This is a genomic window from Nocardioides carbamazepini, assembly GCF_024614185.1.
Classification (GTDB): domain Bacteria; phylum Actinomycetota; class Actinomycetes; order Propionibacteriales; family Nocardioidaceae; genus Nocardioides; species Nocardioides carbamazepini.
Genome location: NZ_JAHTLF010000018.1, coordinates 164,203 through 179,872 on the forward strand (window position 1 = coordinate 164,203; position 15,670 = coordinate 179,872).

Here is a 15,670-nt window from a genome sequence, read left to right on the forward strand (position 1 = left end):
TGGTGCGCCCGGAACGGGGAGGTGAAGTGGTGGTCGAAGCACAGGTGGAGCCCACGCAGGGGTGGCGGCGGGTCGGGCTGGCGGTGCTGGTCGCCCTGTCGGTGGTCGGGGTCGCCCTGGCCGTGCCAGCCGCGGGACCAGGCGCGGGATCCGACGCGGGGTCGGGCGCGAACGACGGGACGACGTCGCTCGCCGCGGCCGCCGAGCAGCGCAAGTCCGAGCTCGGCGTACCCCATGACGACGCCCTGCTCGCGCCGCACGACCACAACGACCCCGCGACCAAGAACGACGTCGCCCGCGGCCTGGCCGTCGGCGACGACCTGACCGAGGTGGTCGACCCGACCTCGGCGGTGGGGCGCAGGGCGGCGGCGTCGTACGTCGACACCGAGCGGGCGCTGCCGGACCCGAAGCTCGTCCCGACCGCGGCCTATCCGCCCCGCGCGCCCGCGCCCGCAGACCGGTTCGCGATGGCCGGAGGCTGCTATGCGCTGAGCGGTGGCGGGGGCACGTTCGGTCCCTACTACTTCAAGGCCACCCGGCTCGGCGGCTACCTGCTGCACACGGCGGAGGGCGAGCTGACCCGCAACGGGAACGGGTCGGTCGCGATCGCCGCGAAGCCGAGCCCGGCAGCGGACTGGACGGTCAGCGGCGGACCCGGCGCCTTCGTCTTCCAGATCGACGGCGCCGGAGCCCTGGTCGCGCAGGGACGCACCCTCACGACGGGCGCGACCGGGACCGCCTTCCAGCTCCGGCTCGTCAGCGGCTGCCCGGAGTACCCCGAGGCCGACGTGAACGTCACCGGCGAGCCCTTCGGCGGCGCGACGCCGCACCAGGAGGTGCGCGGCTTCGTCGACGCCCACACCCACGGCATGGCCTTCGAGTTCCTCGGCGGCAAGGTGCACTGCGGCCGCCCGTGGCACGAGTACGGCGCGCCGTACGCCCTGGAGGACTGCGCCGACCACAAGCTCACCGGCGGCAAGGGCGCACTGCTCGAGTCGGTGCTGTCCGGGAAGCCGTCGCACGACCCGGTCGGTTGGCCGACGTTCAAGGACTGGCCGGCCCCGGAGTCGCTGACCCACGAGGGCACCTACTACCGGTGGCTGGAGCGGTCCTGGCGCGGCGGCCAGCGGCTCTTCGTCAACCTGCTCGTCGAGAACAACAAGCTCTGCCAGCTCTACCCGCTCAAGCGGAACTCCTGCGACGACATGACCTCGATCCGGCTGCAGGCCAAGGACATGTACACGATGCAGGACTACATCGACGCCCAGTTCGGCGGTCCGGGCAAGGGCTTCTACCGGATCGTCAAGGACCCGTTCGAGGCACGCCGGGTGATCAACGCCGGCAAGATGGCCGTCGTCATGGGCATCGAGACCTCGATCCCCTTCGGCTGCACCTACAAGACCGTCCTCGGCCGCGACTTCCCGGCCTGCAGCACCGAGGAGATCGACGCCAACCTCGACGAGATGCAGGCCCTCGGCGTGCGCCAGATGGAGCTGGTCAACAAGTTCGACAACGCCCTGGCCGGCGTCGCCGGCGACGCCGGCGCGATCGGACCGCTGGTCAACGCCGCGAACTTCCTCGAGACCGGCACCTTCTGGGCGATGGAGCACTGCGACCCGATCGACGGGGAGTCGGCCGACAACGCGCAGATCACGCTCCCCGACATCAGCGCCGGGCAGCAGGACGCGCTGTTCGGGGCGCTCGGGAAGGTGCTCGGCATCCTCCCGGCGCTGCCGCTCTACCCGCAGCCCGCGCACTGCAACAAGCGGGGCCTGACCGAACTCGGCGTCCACACCATCGAGGGCCTCGCGAAGCGCCGGATGGTCTTCGACCCCGACCACCTCTCCGTCAAGGCGCGCGCGGCCTCGATGGACGTCATCGAGGACCTCGGGTACGCCGGCGTCATCTCCAGCCACTCCTGGTCGACGCCCGACACCTACCCGCGGATCTACCAGGCGGGTGGCTTCATCACCCCGTACGCCGGCGACTCGACGGGCTTCGTCGAGAAGTGGCGCCGCCACCTCGGCTGGGCCGACTCCCGGTACTACTTCGGCTTCGGGTTCGGCGCCGACATCAACGGGCTCGGCGCGCAGGGAAACCCCCGGGGCGCCGGCGTACCCAACCCGGTGCGCTATCCGTTCACCGGTCTCGGCGGCGTGAGCGTCGACAAGCAGCGGGCCGGGCAGCGGGTCTGGGACATCAACACCGACGGTGTCGCGCAGTACGGCCTCTACCCCGACTGGGTCGAGGACCTGCGCCAGGTCGCGGAGGCGCAGCAGCGAGGCGACGGCGCCAAGATCGTCGACGACATGGCGCGCGGCGCCGAGGCGTACCTGCAGATGTGGGAGCGCGCGTACGGCGTCCGCCCGGACTCCTGCCGCAACCCGGCCCTGCGGATGTCGCTGGCCAAGGCGAAGAAGCTCGGCAAGCGGATGGTCCGCAAGCACCTGACGACCGCCGAGGTGATCGCGAAGGTCGGTCAGCCCTACCTGCGCCTCGGGAAGAAGTACACCTTCTGCGCCAAGGCCAAGAAGGCGAAGCACGGCAAGAAGGCGAAGAAGGCGAAGCGGATCGCGAAGGTGACCGTCGTGGTGAGGTTCACGCCTCACGGCACGGTGAAGAAGGTCAAGTTCCGGCGGTGAGGCGCTGGTCACGGCGCCGCGAAGCTACCTCTCGGTAGCATCCCGGTGCCCGCTGCGCCCGCGCAGATGGGTAAGGCTTGCCTATCGCGATCGGTTCCCTCCGGCGGCACTAGGCTCGTCGGGCGCACTCCTGTGCGCGCCCCTTGACACCGTGGCCGGATGAGGAGCTGTTGGACACCATGCAGATCGTCGCGATCGTCGTCTCCCTGGCCGTGTCGGTCGTCGCGGTCGCCCTGACCGCGCGTGCCGTGCGCTCGATGCTCGGCGTGATCAAGCGTGGCCAGCCGGCGCCCGGTCGCACCGGCAACCCCGTCGGCCGCACGCTGACGATGGTCAAGGAGACCTTCGGCCACACGCGCATGCTGCAGTGGACCTGGGTCGGCATCCTGCACTGGTTCGCCTTCGCCGCCTTCATCGCGCTCTCCACCGCCGTCGCCGCGGCGTTCCCGCAGCTGTTCGACCCGGAGTGGACCATCCCGGTGCTCGGCAAGTGGTGGGTCTACGAGTGGGTCGCCGAGCTGCTCGGCCTGCTCGGCACGATCGCGATCATCCCGCTGATCGCCTACCGGCTCACCCACAAGCCGTCCCAGCTCGGCCGCAAGAGCCGGTTCTACGGATCCACCATGTGGCAGGCCTACTTCGTCGAGGCGATGGTCCTCCTCGAGAGCTCGGCGATCCTGTTCATCCGCGGCGCCGAGTACAACCTCGCGAAGGCCCACGGTGGCGAGGCCGCCGAGCACGCCGACGGCTTCCACTTCCCCGTCTCGCAGTTCTTCGGCAACCTGTTCCCGACCGGCCACGACTCCATCGGGACGCTCGAGAACATCATCTTCTTCATCGCGATGGTCAAGATCGTCTCCGCGATGGCCTGGCTGATGGTCATCTCCACCAACCTCACCATGGGTGTGGCCTGGCACCGCTTCACCGCCTGGTTCAACATCTGGTTCAAGCGCGAGGACAGCGGTCGTACGGCGCTCGGCGCGGTCAAGCCGCTCACCTCGGCCGGCAAGCCGATCACCCTCGACGACGTCGACGACCTCGACGAGGACGCCGTCCTCGGCGCCGGCTCCATCTGGGACTTCTCCTGGAAGGACATCCTCGACTTCACGACCTGCACCGAGTGCGGTCGCTGCCAGTCGCAGTGCCCCGCGTGGAACACCGAGAAGCCGCTGTCGCCCAAGTTGATGATGATGGCGATGCGTGAGGAGGCGTACGCCGTCGCCGGCGGCGCCGAGCCGCGTGCCCTCGTCGGCAGGACCGACCACGAGCAGTCCGACGGCGTCGACGACTACTTCTACATGCCCGAGGGCGGCGACTTCGTCGTCGACGCGAACGCGCTCTGGGACTGCACCAACTGCGGTGCCTGCGTCCAGCAGTGCCCGGTCGACATCGAGCACGTCGACCACTTCATCGACATGCGCCGCTACCAGGTGCTCGTCGAGTCGAACTTCCCCTCCGAGCTCAACGGCCTCTTCAAGGGCCTGGAGAACAAGGGCAACCCGTGGAACATGTCGCCCACGGCCCGCCTCGACTGGGCCAAGGACCTGCCCTTCGACGTCAAGGTCGTCGGCGACCAGATCGAGGACCTCGAGTCCGTCGACTGGCTGTTCTGGGTCGGCTGCGCCGGTGCCTACGAGGACCGGGCCAAGAAGACCACCAGGGCCGTGGCCGAGCTCCTCGACCTCGCGGGCGTCTCCTTCGGCGTCCTCGGCAACGGCGAGACCTGCACCGGCGACTCCGCGCGCCGGGCCGGCAACGAGTTCGTCTTCCAGGGCCTGGCCCAGCAGAACATCGAGACGCTCACCGACGCGAAGGCCAAGCAGGTCGTCTCGACCTGCCCGCACTGCATGAACACCCTCAAGAACGAGTACCGCCAGCTCGGTCTCGAGCTCGAGGTCATCCACCACACCCAGCTGCTCAACCGGCTCGTGCGCGAGGGCAGGCTGACGCCGGTGGCGCAGGGTGCCGGCGCCCACGAGCGGAAGATCACCTACCACGACCCGTGCTTCCTCGGTCGTCACAACCAGGTCTACACGCCCCCCCGCGACCTCCTGCAGATCCTTCCCGGCGCCGAGCTCGCCGAGATGGAGCGCTCGACGGAGCGGTCCTTCTGCTGTGGCGCCGGTGGTGCCCGCATGTGGATGGAGGAGACCGTCGGTGAGCGGATCAACCTGAACCGCACCGCCGAGGCCGTCGGCACCGGGGCCGACCAGGTGGCCGTCGGCTGCCCCTTCTGCCGCGTCATGCTCTCCGACGGCCTCACCAAGATGCAGGCCGACGGCGACGCCCGCGAGGAGGTCGAGGTACTCGACGTCGCGCAGATGCTGCTGGCCTCCGTCAAGGGCGAGCAGGCGACCAAGCTGCTCCCCGGTCAGGGCACGCCGCTGCTGCCCAAGGCCGCCGCTGCTCCTGCTGCCGCGGCTCCTGCCGCCGCCGCTGGGTCGGTCGAGACGAAGGCTGAACCTGAGGCCGGCGACGTCACGATCACCGAGGACACCGTGGTCGCGACCGAGGACGTGGGCCCGGCGGCCAAGGCGTCGGGTGGCTCGTCGATGTTCGACGACCCGGGCTCGATGTTCGACACCCCGGCTGCTGCTGCTCCCGCTGCTCCGGCAGAGGAGAAGCCGGCCCCCGCCGAGGAGAAGCCGGCCCCGGCCGGTGGCGGCTCGCTCTTCGACGACGCCGGCTCGTTGTTCGACACGCCTGCGTCGGCTGCCCCGGCAACGCCCGCCGCTCCGACGGCTCCGACGGCTCCGGCCGAGGAGAAGCCGGCCGCCCCCGCGGGCGGTGGCTCGCTGTTCGACATCGCCACCCCGGTCGAGGAGCCGGCCGCCGCCAAGGCCCCGGCCCCGAAGCCGCTCGAGGAACAGGTCGTCGAGGCCGAGGTGGAGGGCGGTGTCGCCGCCGCGGCGCCGGAGACCCCCGACGTCGACCTCAACGCCGGCGGTTCGCTCTTCGACATCGCGGCACCCGAGCCCGCGGCAACGCCGGCGGACTCCGCGGCCACCACGGCGCCCGCACCCGGGCCGGTCGAGACCGGACCGGTCGAGGCCGAGGCGCGCGCCGAGGAGGCCGCCACCGTCGAGGAGGCGCCCGCCCCGACCCCGACCCCGACCGCCTCCGGCGCCAGCGCACCGGCGACCGATGTCGACATCAACGCGATGGGCTCGCTGTTCGACATCGCGGCCCCCGCGGCCCCGGCTGCGCCCGCGGCCCCGGCACCTGCCGTCCCGGCGGAGCCCGAGGTCGCACCCGCGCCGATCCCCGAGCCGATCCCCGAGCCGGAGCCGGAGGTCGCCGCCGAGCCCGAGCCGGAGCCGGAGCCCGAGCCGGAGCCGGAGCCCGAGCCCGAGCCGGAGCCGGAGGTCGCCGCCGCGCCGACCCCGCCGGCGTCGTACTCCGGCGAGGCCCACCGGCCGCGCACGGACGTCGACATCAACGCCGCGGAGTCCCTCTTCGACCTCTGAGGTCGTGGAAGTGTGGAGCGTGGTGCCGCGATCGTGCGCACGACGCTCCACACTTCCCCGTTCCGGGCGGTCACGCACAGTGCGGACAGGGGTGTGCCACACCTCGCCAACCACGGACCTGCAGGAGGCCGGCCAGCTTGGCCGCGGTCGTGCAGCCGCGTTCGAAGACCTGGCCGTAGCCGAGGCGCACCGTGTGCTCCCGGCCGAGAGCGGCGTCGAGGTCGCGTTCGAGATCCCTGTCCCGGGCTCTCGTGCCGTCATGGCCGAGTCGCCCGTCGAGCTCGACGATCTGTGCCCAGGCGGGGCCTTGGCCGCGATACACGACGTCGCGGAGCATCGGCCGATGGTCGAGCCCGGTCGCCGCGACCTGGCGTTCGCCTCGCGGTAGCCCGTGCGGCCGCTCGACCAGGGTGAGGAAGCCGTGCTCCAGCACGGAGCAGGTCCCCTGGGACACGTCATCGAGGACGCGGGCGAGCCACGCGCGACGGTGGAGCCGCGGCAACTGGTCCAGATGTTCGCGCAGGCGGGTGGCCGTCGTACGCCGGGCGCCGCAGGCATCGGCGAGCGTGGCGATCGCATCGAGCTCGCGGGGAGTCCCGTCAGCGACCCGGAGCACCGCGTCGTCGTACCGCAGGCGCGGCGGGGACAGGTTCCACTGGACCGCGGAGTCGAACTGCGCCGAGCGGTGCACCGTCACCCCGGACGGCGGCCGGATCCTTCGCTCGCGGGCCACGATGACCTCGATCGACCGGTCTTCCGCGCCACGTCGGCCCGGGCCCTCGTGCGCCCGGATCGCGGACCGGCCCTCCAACGCCGCCGGCCAGCAGGCCAGTACGGCGGACCAGGCGCGTTGCTGCCAGCTGAGTGGCCCCGTGTGGTCGACGTACACGCAAGGATGGACCACCGTCCACACGCGCCGACGGAGCAGCCGGTCGATGTCGTGGCGAGTCAGGCCGCTGTGGAGCACCTGTCGCCGGGAGACGACACCGGCCTGGAGCTCGAGCAGCGTGTGCAATGGTGCGGGCAGGCCCGGATCCGGCGAGGACATGCTGGTGTGGATTCCCGCTCTGCCCGCTGCCGCACCAGCGCTTCCCGGGCCTGTGGACGGACGAGCCGCGACATCGTCGCCGGCGCACCCACTTTCGAGGGGTGTGATGGCGGTCACCGGGGCGTCACCATGGGGGTATGACGGAGTCGTACGCCGCCGGCGAGACCACCACGCCCCTGCTGGACGAGACCATCGGCGCCAACCTCGAGCGCACGGTCGCGCAGTGGCCCGATCGTGAGGCGCTGGTCGAGGTCGCGAGTGGGCGCCGGTGGACCTGGCGCGAGTTCGACCACGCGGTCGACGAGGCGGCCCGCGGCCTGATCGGCCTCGGCATCGCGAAGGGCGACCGGGTCGGCATGTGGGCGCCCAACTGCGCGGAGTGGACGATCATCCAGTTCGCGGCCGCCAAGGCCGGCGCGATCCTGGTCAACGTCAACCCGTCGTACCGCACCCACGAGTTCGCCTACGCCGTCAACCAGTCCGGCCTGCGCCTGCTGCTGGCGGCGACCAGCTTCAAGACCAGCGACTACCGCGGCATGGTCGAGGAGGTGGTCGCGGCGGGCGAGGTGCCCGACCTCGAGCAGACCCTGTACGTCGACAGCGACGACTGGCGGCGTCTGGTGGACGCCGGCACGAGCCTGCCCGCCGACGCGCTCACCACGCGCCAGCGTGAGCTGACTCCGGACGACGCGATCAACATCCAGTACACGAGCGGCACCACCGGGTTCCCGAAGGGCGCGACGCTCAGCCACCGCAACATCCTCAACAACGGCTACTTCGTGACCGAGCTGATCGGCTTCGGCGAGCAGGACCGGCTCTGCATCCCAGTGCCCTTCTATCACTGCTTCGGCATGGTGATGGCCAACCTCGGCTGCGTGACCCACGGCGCGACCATGGTGATCCCGGCTCCCGGCTTCGACCCGGCGCTGACCCTGCGGGCGGTCCAGGACGAGAGGTGCACCGCGGTCTACGGCGTCCCGACGATGTTCATCGCGATGCAGAACGCTCCGGACTTCGCCGACTACGACCTCTCCAGCCTGCGCACCGGCATCATGGCCGGCTCGATCTGCCCGGTCGAGGTGATGAAGCGCTGCATCAACGACATGCACCTGAGCGAGGTGTCGATCGCCTACGGCATGACCGAGACCAGTCCCGTGAGCTGCCAGACCCGGGCGGACGACGACCTGGACCGTCGCACCTCCACCATCGGCCGGGCCGCTCCCCACGTCGAGATCCGGATCGTCGACCCGGTCACGGGGGAGACGGTGCCGCGCGGTGAGCCGGGCGAGTTCTGCACCCGCGGGTACTCCGTGATGCTCGGCTACTGGAACGACCCGGACAAGACCGCCGAGGCGATCGACGCCGACGGCTGGATGCACACCGGCGACCTCGCCGTCATGCGCGAGGACGGCTACGCCAACATCGTCGGCCGGATCAAGGACATGGTGATCCGCGGCGGCGAGAACATCTATCCGCGCGAGATCGAGGAGTTCCTCTACACCCACCCCGACGTCGAGGACGTCCAGGTCGTCGGTGTCCCCGACGAGAAGTACGGCGAGGAGCTGTGCGCCTGGATCCGCCTCCGCGCCGGGGCCGAGCCCCTCGACACCGAAGCGGTGCGCGCGTTCGCGACCGGCAAGCTCGCCCACTACAAGATCCCGCGCTACGTCCTCCTGGTCGACGACTTCCCGATGACCGTGACCGGCAAGATCCGCAAGGTGGAGATGCGCGAGAGGTCGACCGAGCTCCTCGGACTCCCCGGCCCGGCGCAGTTTGAACTCTGATCACCGCCGACCCGGCGCAGATTGAATTCCTCCGAGTTCAATCTGCGCCGGGTCGGTGCGTTTTCTGCCTTCATCTGCGCCGGGTCGGGGAGGGTGACATCAGGATGACTTGAAATGACGTCATAGTGATGTCACGATGACGCACATGGACATCACGCCGTACGTCGACAGCCTCCGTCGTGACCTCTTGGCCGCCGCCGACAGTGCCGGTCCGCAGGCGCGGGAGGTCGCGGAGCGACTGGGATACGCGCTGGACCCGGCCGTGCGGCTCGCGGTGATGGAGGCCGTCAGCCAGGCAGCGGCCGAGATCACGGCCACGATGTCGTCCGGTGGCGTCGACGTCCGGCTCGACGGCCGCGACCTCGACTTCGTCGTCACGCCCGGTACGCCGGAGGCGCTGCCGCACCAGGTGACCGGGCCGGCTCCGGCCGAGGTGCCGGTCGAGGACGAGAGCCAGGCCAGGGTCAGCCTGCGCCTGCCCGAGTCGCTCAAGGCCCGGGCCGACGACGCGGCCGCGCAGGCCGGGCAGTCGCTCAACACCTGGCTGGTCACCCTGATCCGCGCGGCGACCAGTGAGGGCGCGATCCAGGTCGACGTCGACCTCTCCAGCCTGCCGTTCGGCGGCGACTTCCCGTTCGGGTCGAAGCCGGGCGCCAACCGGCGGATGACCGGCTGGCTCTGACCGCGCCACCGCCGCAGCCCCACCCAGATCGCCCCAGGAGGACAACCATGACCACCCATGAACCCCGTCGCCAGGTGCTCGAGACGCCCGGCCCCGTGAAGCTGCACGTCGAGAACGGTCGCGGCCGCATCAGCGTCCGGGCCGCCGAGCAGGAGACCACCGACATCACCCTCACCGGCGCCCGGGCCGACGAGGTGCGCGTGACCCAGGACGGCCGCCGGGTCGACGTCCGCGCACCCAAGCCCCGCGGGGGCATCTTCGGCGGCGGCGACGAGCTGCACATCGAGGTCGTCGTACCGATCGACAGCGACCTGGACGCCCGCAGCGGGAGCGCCGTCGTCACCGCCGGCGGCCGGCTGATGACCGCACGGGTCAAGAGCGGCTCGGGTGCCGTCACCCTCGACCAGGCCACGACCGTCGTCGTCGACACCGGATCCGGGGACGTCACCGTCGCCGAGGTGGACGGCGACATCCGGGTCCGCACCGGCTCCGGCGCGGTCGACCTCGGCCGGATCGTCCGGGCCGCGACCGTGTCCACCGGCTCGGGCGACGTGTGCCTGGGGCAGGCGCTCGGCACCGTCGTCGTCAAGACCGGCTCCGGCGACCTCGAGGTCGGCGAGAGCCGTGCCGATGTCACGAGCAAGACCGGCTCCGGCGACGTCGTCGTCCGTACGGCGCGCCGCGGCCGGATCCAGGTCAAGGGGGCCTCCACGCGGGTGCACGTCGGCGTCCCCGCGGGGACCCCGGTGTGGACCGACGTCACGACGGTGACCGGCCGGGTCAGCTCGACCCTGCCGCCGGTCGGGCAGCCCGAGCCCGGGACCGACCACGTCGAGCTGCGCGCCACCACCGTCTCCGGGGACATCTCGCTCGTCCCCGCCTGACGCGGCCGGATCGTCCTCCGCGGCCCGCCCCCGAACTACCCCAATTGCGGTGACGCCGCACCGGGCCTCCTGGTCCTAGCGTCGCGACAGCGGCTGTGCCGGCAGCCGACAGACCCGGGGGAGGGGTTCATGAGCCGACGTTCGCGTGTCATGGGCATCGCGGTGGTGGTCCTGGTGACGACGGCGCTCGCGGCCGTCGCCCAGGCGAGTCCGTCGTCGACGACCACCCCGACGGCCAAGGTCGACTGCGTGGTGTACGACGACGCGGCCGCGCGGTGCACCGTGGTCGGCGTGGTCTACGCGATCGCGCAGATCGGCGACACGACCTACCTCGGCGGCGCCTTCACCGCGGTCAACGGCGTACCGCGGGCCAACCTGGCCGCGGTCCGGGCGGACGGCTCGCTGGACCCGTCGTGGGCACCGACGACCGACGGCATCGTCTACGCCCTGGCCGCCTCGGCGGACGGCAGCAAGGTGTACGTCGGGGGCGGGTTCGCCACGATCAACGGGCAGCCGCGTCGCCTCGCCGCGGTCACCGCGGACACCGGGGCGCTCGTCGCCGGATGGACGACAACCACCTCGAACAACACCGTTCGCGCCCTCGCCGCCGACGGGACCGGTCGCCTGTACGTCGGCGGCAGCTTCAGCCGGGTCGGCGGACGGGCGATCGCCCGGCTCGCGGCGCTCGACCAGACGACAGGCGCGGTCGACCCCGCCTTCGCGCCGCAGCCCAACAACACGGTGCGTGCGCTCGGGACCACCGACGACGGCTCCCGGCTCTACGCCGGAGGCTCCTTCTCCACGATGGGTGGGCAGCCGCGTGCCGGCGCTGCCGAGCTGACCCCCGCCGGCGCGACCACGGCGTTCGCGCCGACCGAGGGCGGTGTCGCGATCTCGCTCGACGTCGCGCCGACCGGGCGGCTCTACTTCGGCACGACCAACAACCGCACCTGGGCCTACGACCCGGCGGTCAGCAGCCTGCCGCTCTACCGGGTACGGACCTCGGGCGACGTCCAGGCGATCCTGGCGACGGCCGACGAGGTGTACGTCGGCGGCCACTTCTCCGGCTTCCCCGAGTCGAAGCTCAACCGTCTGCACATCGGCTCGTTCCTGGCCGCCGACGGCACGCCGACCGCGTGGGACCCCGGTGCCAACGGCTCCTACGGCGTCTGGGCCTTCGGCCTGACCCGCACCGCGCCGGTGCCCGGCACCGTCGACGCGCTGTCGGTCGGCGGCGACTTCACCCGGGTCGCGGGGGCCGCGCGCCGCGGCTACGCACGCTTCGCCTTCTGAGGCCGCCCGACCGTGCGCGCGACAGCCCGTCCGCGCGCCGAGTGGCCCATCGCGTGGCGTGACCCACGCCACGGTCCCGTCGTTACCCGTGGGTAGACCATGGGAGGGACCTCCGGATGAACGACCACGCCCTGCGCCGCCGTCTGGTGGCCGCCCTGCTCAGCACCGGCCTCGTCGCCGCCCTGGTGCTGCCGCTCGCCGGCGACGCGGCCGGTACGACGGCCGCCACCGCCGCACAGCTCGCCGCGTCGGCCGAGCGGGCTGAGGCGGCCGCGCCCGTCGCCGAGAAGCCGAAGAAGTGCAAGAAGGCCAAGAAGGCCAAGAAGCACCAGCAGCACAAGCTGTGTGGCAAGAAGAAGGGAGCGGCGGCGCCGCTGCCGACCGCGGTCGCCCCCGGGAGCGTGCCCGGCGGGGCCGCGCCCGCGCCGACGACGGCCGCGCCGTGGACCCCGCGCCCGGCCGACTACAGCCGCACGGTCGCCACCCGTGACATCCCCATCGTGATGGACGACGGCGTCGTCCTCCGCGGCGACCTCCAGCGTCCGGCCGGCGCCGACGGCAAGCCGGTGGCCACGCCGCTCCCCGTGATCGTCACGATCACCGCCTACAACAAGTCCGTCCTCTCGGCCGGCGCGGGTGCCGTCCTCGCGGGCGCCGACCCGGCGTATCTCGTCAAGCGCGGCTACGCGCAGCTCACCGTCGATGCCCGCGGCACCGGCTCCTCGCAGGGCCAGTGGGCGGCGTTCAGCGCCCGCGAGGGCCAGGACGCCGGTGCGGTCGTCGAGTGGGCGGCCGCCCAGTCCTGGAGCAACGGCGAGGTCGGCATGACCGGCGCGTCGTACATGGGCATCTCCCAGCTCTTCGCGGCGGCCCAGCAGCCGAAGGGCCTGAAGGCGATCTTCCCCCAGGTCCCGGCCGCCGACGTCTACCGCGACGTCGTCGCCTCCGGGGGCCAGATCGACGTCGGCTTCATCCCGCTGTGGCTCGGCCTGGTCACCGCGACCGGCGTGCTCCCGCCGGCGTACGGCGCCCAGGAGCCGCAGGCCGGGCTGAAGACGGTGCTCGACCACCTGATGGGCGGGCTCACCTTCACCCTGCCGCTCGCCACGCAGGCGCTCCTCGGCGGCGACCCGGCCTACGACGGCCCGTTCTACCGGGAGCGCTCGCCCATCGACGTCCTCGACAACGTCACCGTCCCGACCTTCCTCGTCGGCGGCGAGTTCGACCTCTTCCAGCGCGGCACGCCGCTCGTCTTCGAGCGGCTCCAGCAGCGCGGCGTCCCGACGAAGCTGATCCTCGGGCCCTGGGACCACCTGCAGGGCTCGGCCGGGGCCGAGGTGGGCAGGGCCGGCTACGGCTCGCTCGCCGAGCTGCAGCTGCGCTGGTTCGACCACTACCTCGGCGGCATCGACGGCCGGCTCGACGAGATCGCGCCGCTCACCTACTACGAGCAGGGCTCCGGCGCGTGGGTCCGGGCGTCGAAGTGGATCGACAGCGACCTCTCGGCGCGCACCTACCAGCTCTCCGGCGATGCCTCGGTCGGCGGCAGGGCGGGCTCCCTGACCACCGGTACGCCGAGCGCCGGCACCGCCGTCGTACCGCCCGTCCCGGTCACGGGACTGTGCACCCGCTCGGCCAACCAGTGGACGGCGGGGCTTCCCGGCGCGCTGCTCAGCGACCTGCCGTGCTTCAAGGACAACCGCCTCAACGACCTCGGCGGCGTCACCTTCGACACGGCGCCGCTGGACGCCGACGTGCGATTCCAGGGGCCGCTCAACGCCCGGCTCCACGTCTCGACCCCCAGCGGTGACGGGATGCTGTCGGTGGCGGTCGAGGACGTCGCGCCCGACGGGACGGTCTCCCGGATCAGCGGCGGCTGGCAGACGATCGCGCACCGCCGGCTCGACGAGGGGCGCTCGCGCTACCTCGACGGTCAGCTGCTGCAGGCCTACCACCCGTTCACGCGGGAGGCGAAGGCCCGGCTGCCCCGCGGGGAGATCGCGCCCGTCGACGTCGAGATCTTCCCGACCGGCGCCGTGATCGCGAAGGGCCACCGGCTGCGGATCGCGGTGCAGGCCTTCGACGTCCCGCACCTGCTCTCGCCGGTCACCGACCTGGTGACCCAGCTGGTGCCGGTCACGGTCCACGCCGGTCCGCAGTACCCGTCAGCGTTGACCATGGCGGTGCGCTGAGGTCCGGCTACAGCCCGCCGGGCCGGCGGGCGAGGGTGCTCGCGAGCGCCGTCGCCGCCGCGCGGACGGCGTTCTGGTGGGCCTCGGGCCGGAACCGCCCGATCGGCCCCGTGACGCTGACCGCCGCGACCGCGGTCGCCCCGTCGGGCTGGAGCACGGGCGCGGCGACGCAGAGCAGTCCCGGCGTCGACTCCTCGCGCTCGAAGGCGAGTCCGTTCTCGAGCGCCCGGTCCAGCTGCTGCTCGAGCAGGCCGGGCGCGACGATGGTGTGCGGCGTACGCCGGGGGAGCGGGCCGGACAGCACGGCGGCGCGGATCGCCGGGTCGGCGTGCGCGAGGAGGACCTTGCCGAGGGCGGTGCAGTGCATCGGCATCCGCCCGCCGGTCCGCGACGGGCTGCGGGCCTGGCGGTGCCCGCCGATCTTGGCGACGTAGACGACCTCGGTGCCGTCCCGGACGCCGAGGTGGACCGTCTCGTGGGTGCGCTCGTAGAGGTCCTGCAGGAAGGGCATCGCCACCTCGAGCAGGGTCCGCTCGGTGGCCGCGCGCATGCCGAGCTCGAACAGCCCGCCGGCCAGGCGGTAGCCGTGGTCGGTCTTCTCCAGCAGGCGGTGGTGGACCAGGTCGCCCGCGATCCGGTGCACGGTGCCCTTGGGCAGGCCGGTCCGGCGGACCAGCTCGGCGAGGGGCAGCAGCCGGTCGTCGGTCCCGAAGGCGCGCAGGAGGGCGACGGCCTTGCCGAGAACGGTGTCCAGGCCCTGCTCGTCGGTCACCCCCACAGCGTACCGGTGAGTGGAACGCTCGAGTGGCCGCCGGTCTCCGATGGCCCGAGAGTAGGCACCATGACCGACACCCTCGACCCTGCTGACACCGGCGTTGCCGACTCCGCTGCCGCTGCCGTCGGTGCCGCGGCCGAGCGCCTGCACACCGCGCTGGTCGAGAACCGGCCCTGTGCCCCGATCCGCGACCTGATCGGCGACCGCGACATCAACCTCGCCTATGCCGTTCAGCAGCGGCTCAACGCGCACCGCCTCGACGCCGGTGCCGTCGTCGTCGGCCGCAAGATCGGCGCGACCTCGGACGCCGTCCAGCAGCAGCTGGGCGTCGACACCCCGGACCTCGGCGTGCTCTTCGACGACATGGAGTACGACGCCTCCGCGCCGGTCGACATCAGCGGCCTGCTGCAGCCGAAGGTCGAGGGCGAGATCGCCTTCGTGCTCGGCGCCGACCTCGCGGACGGCGATCTCGACCTCGAGCAGGTCGCCGCCGCCGTCGAGTACGCCGTCGCCGCGATCGAGGTCTGCGACAGCCGGATCGCCGACTGGGACATCAGCTTCGCCGACACCGTCGCCGACAACGCCTCGGCCGGCGGCTACGTGCTCGGCACCGAGCGTCGTACCCTCGCCGACGGCTTCGTCCCCAAGGACGCCGCCATGACGATGACCGTCACCGGCCAGGACGACTCGGTCGGCACCGGAGCCGCCTCGCTCGGGGACCCGCTCGTCGCGCTGCAGTGGCTGGCCCGCCAGGCGCGCGACCTCGGCGACCCGCTGCGCTCCGGCCAGGTCGTGCTCTCCGGCGCCCTCGGCCCGATGCGCCCGGCCGCGCCCGGCGCCGACGTGGCGCTCACCATCGACGGACTCGGCTCCGTCGCCCTCAGCTTCAGCGAGAAGGAGTGA

The 15,670-nt window shown here is 72.1% G+C and carries 10 protein-coding genes; 8 read left to right on the top strand and 2 right to left on the bottom strand.

The features are described from left to right. The first annotated feature begins 29 nt into the window (after positions 1-29). Together KVF89_RS19510 and KVF89_RS19515 are read left to right on the top strand one after the other, a co-directional pair. The gene (locus KVF89_RS19510; RefSeq protein WP_257427870.1) at positions 30-2,642 is read left to right on the top strand and encodes a hypothetical protein; all 2,613 of its coding nucleotides are present in this window, start codon (positions 30-32) and stop codon (positions 2,640-2,642) included. A gap of 179 nt (positions 2,643-2,821) precedes the next feature. Further along, entirely contained in the window at positions 2,822-6,109 is a 3,288-nt protein-coding gene (locus KVF89_RS19515; protein ID WP_257429155.1) for a (Fe-S)-binding protein, read from the top strand. 70 nt (positions 6,110-6,179) lie between these two features. On the opposite strand, the gene KVF89_RS19520 is transcribed toward KVF89_RS19515, so the two are convergent. After that, positions 6,180-7,157: a hypothetical protein gene (locus KVF89_RS19520; RefSeq protein WP_257427871.1), complete on the bottom strand. Its 978-nt coding sequence runs from the start codon at positions 7,155-7,157 to the stop codon at positions 6,180-6,182. 137 nt (positions 7,158-7,294) lie between these two features. Here KVF89_RS19520 and KVF89_RS19525 point away from each other — a divergent pair, with 137 nt between their 5' ends. The 5 genes from KVF89_RS19525 (at position 7,295) to KVF89_RS19545 (ending at position 13,992) form a co-directional block, all read left to right on the top strand. Beyond that, positions 7,295-8,941, top strand: a complete 1,647-nt coding sequence (locus tag KVF89_RS19525; protein ID WP_257427872.1) for an AMP-binding protein — start codon at positions 7,295-7,297, stop codon at positions 8,939-8,941. 136 nt (positions 8,942-9,077) lie between these two features. After that, the gene (locus tag KVF89_RS19530) at positions 9,078-9,623 is read left to right on the top strand and encodes a toxin-antitoxin system HicB family antitoxin (RefSeq protein ID WP_257427873.1); all 546 of its coding nucleotides are present in this window, start codon (positions 9,078-9,080) and stop codon (positions 9,621-9,623) included. Between the two features lie 47 nt (positions 9,624-9,670). Beyond that, positions 9,671-10,507 carry a DUF4097 family beta strand repeat-containing protein gene (locus KVF89_RS19535; protein WP_257427875.1) on the top strand — a complete coding sequence of 279 codons (837 nt, stop codon included), beginning with the start codon at positions 9,671-9,673 and terminating at the stop codon, positions 10,505-10,507. A gap of 129 nt (positions 10,508-10,636) precedes the next feature. Next, positions 10,637-11,800, top strand: coding sequence for a hypothetical protein (locus KVF89_RS19540; RefSeq protein ID WP_257427876.1), 1,164 nt, complete (start codon positions 10,637-10,639; stop codon positions 11,798-11,800). 116 nt (positions 11,801-11,916) lie between these two features. Then, on the top strand, positions 11,917-13,992 hold the full coding sequence (locus KVF89_RS19545) for a CocE/NonD family hydrolase (RefSeq protein ID WP_257427883.1): 2,076 nt from the start codon (positions 11,917-11,919) through the stop codon (positions 13,990-13,992). A 7-nt stretch (positions 13,993-13,999) separates the two neighbouring features. On the opposite strand, the gene KVF89_RS19550 is transcribed toward KVF89_RS19545, so the two are convergent. Then, positions 14,000-14,764 (bottom strand): IclR family transcriptional regulator, encoded by a 765-nt coding sequence (locus KVF89_RS19550; protein WP_257427885.1) that lies wholly within the window; start codon positions 14,762-14,764, stop codon positions 14,000-14,002. A 69-nt stretch (positions 14,765-14,833) separates the two neighbouring features. Here KVF89_RS19550 and KVF89_RS19555 point away from each other — a divergent pair, with 69 nt between their 5' ends. Beyond that, positions 14,834-15,670, top strand: a complete 837-nt coding sequence (locus KVF89_RS19555; protein WP_257427886.1) for a 2-keto-4-pentenoate hydratase — start codon at positions 14,834-14,836, stop codon at positions 15,668-15,670.

Excerpts from the sequence above, each read along its gene's own strand:
- KVF89_RS19515 (WP_257429155.1), top strand. The coding sequence starts at position 2,822 with ATGCAGATCGTCGCGATCGTCGTCTCCCTGGCCGTGTCGGTCGTCGCG.
- KVF89_RS19520 (WP_257427871.1), bottom strand. The coding sequence starts at position 7,157 with ATGTCCTCGCCGGATCCGGGCCTGCCCGCACCATTGCACACGCTGCTC.
- KVF89_RS19525 (WP_257427872.1), top strand. The coding sequence starts at position 7,295 with ATGACGGAGTCGTACGCCGCCGGCGAGACCACCACGCCCCTGCTGGAC.
- KVF89_RS19530 (WP_257427873.1), top strand. The coding sequence starts at position 9,078 with ATGACGCACATGGACATCACGCCGTACGTCGACAGCCTCCGTCGTGAC.
- KVF89_RS19535 (WP_257427875.1), top strand. The coding sequence starts at position 9,671 with ATGACCACCCATGAACCCCGTCGCCAGGTGCTCGAGACGCCCGGCCCC.
- KVF89_RS19540 (WP_257427876.1), top strand. The coding sequence starts at position 10,637 with ATGAGCCGACGTTCGCGTGTCATGGGCATCGCGGTGGTGGTCCTGGTG.
- KVF89_RS19545 (WP_257427883.1), top strand. The coding sequence starts at position 11,917 with ATGAACGACCACGCCCTGCGCCGCCGTCTGGTGGCCGCCCTGCTCAGC.
- KVF89_RS19555 (WP_257427886.1), top strand. The coding sequence starts at position 14,834 with ATGACCGACACCCTCGACCCTGCTGACACCGGCGTTGCCGACTCCGCT.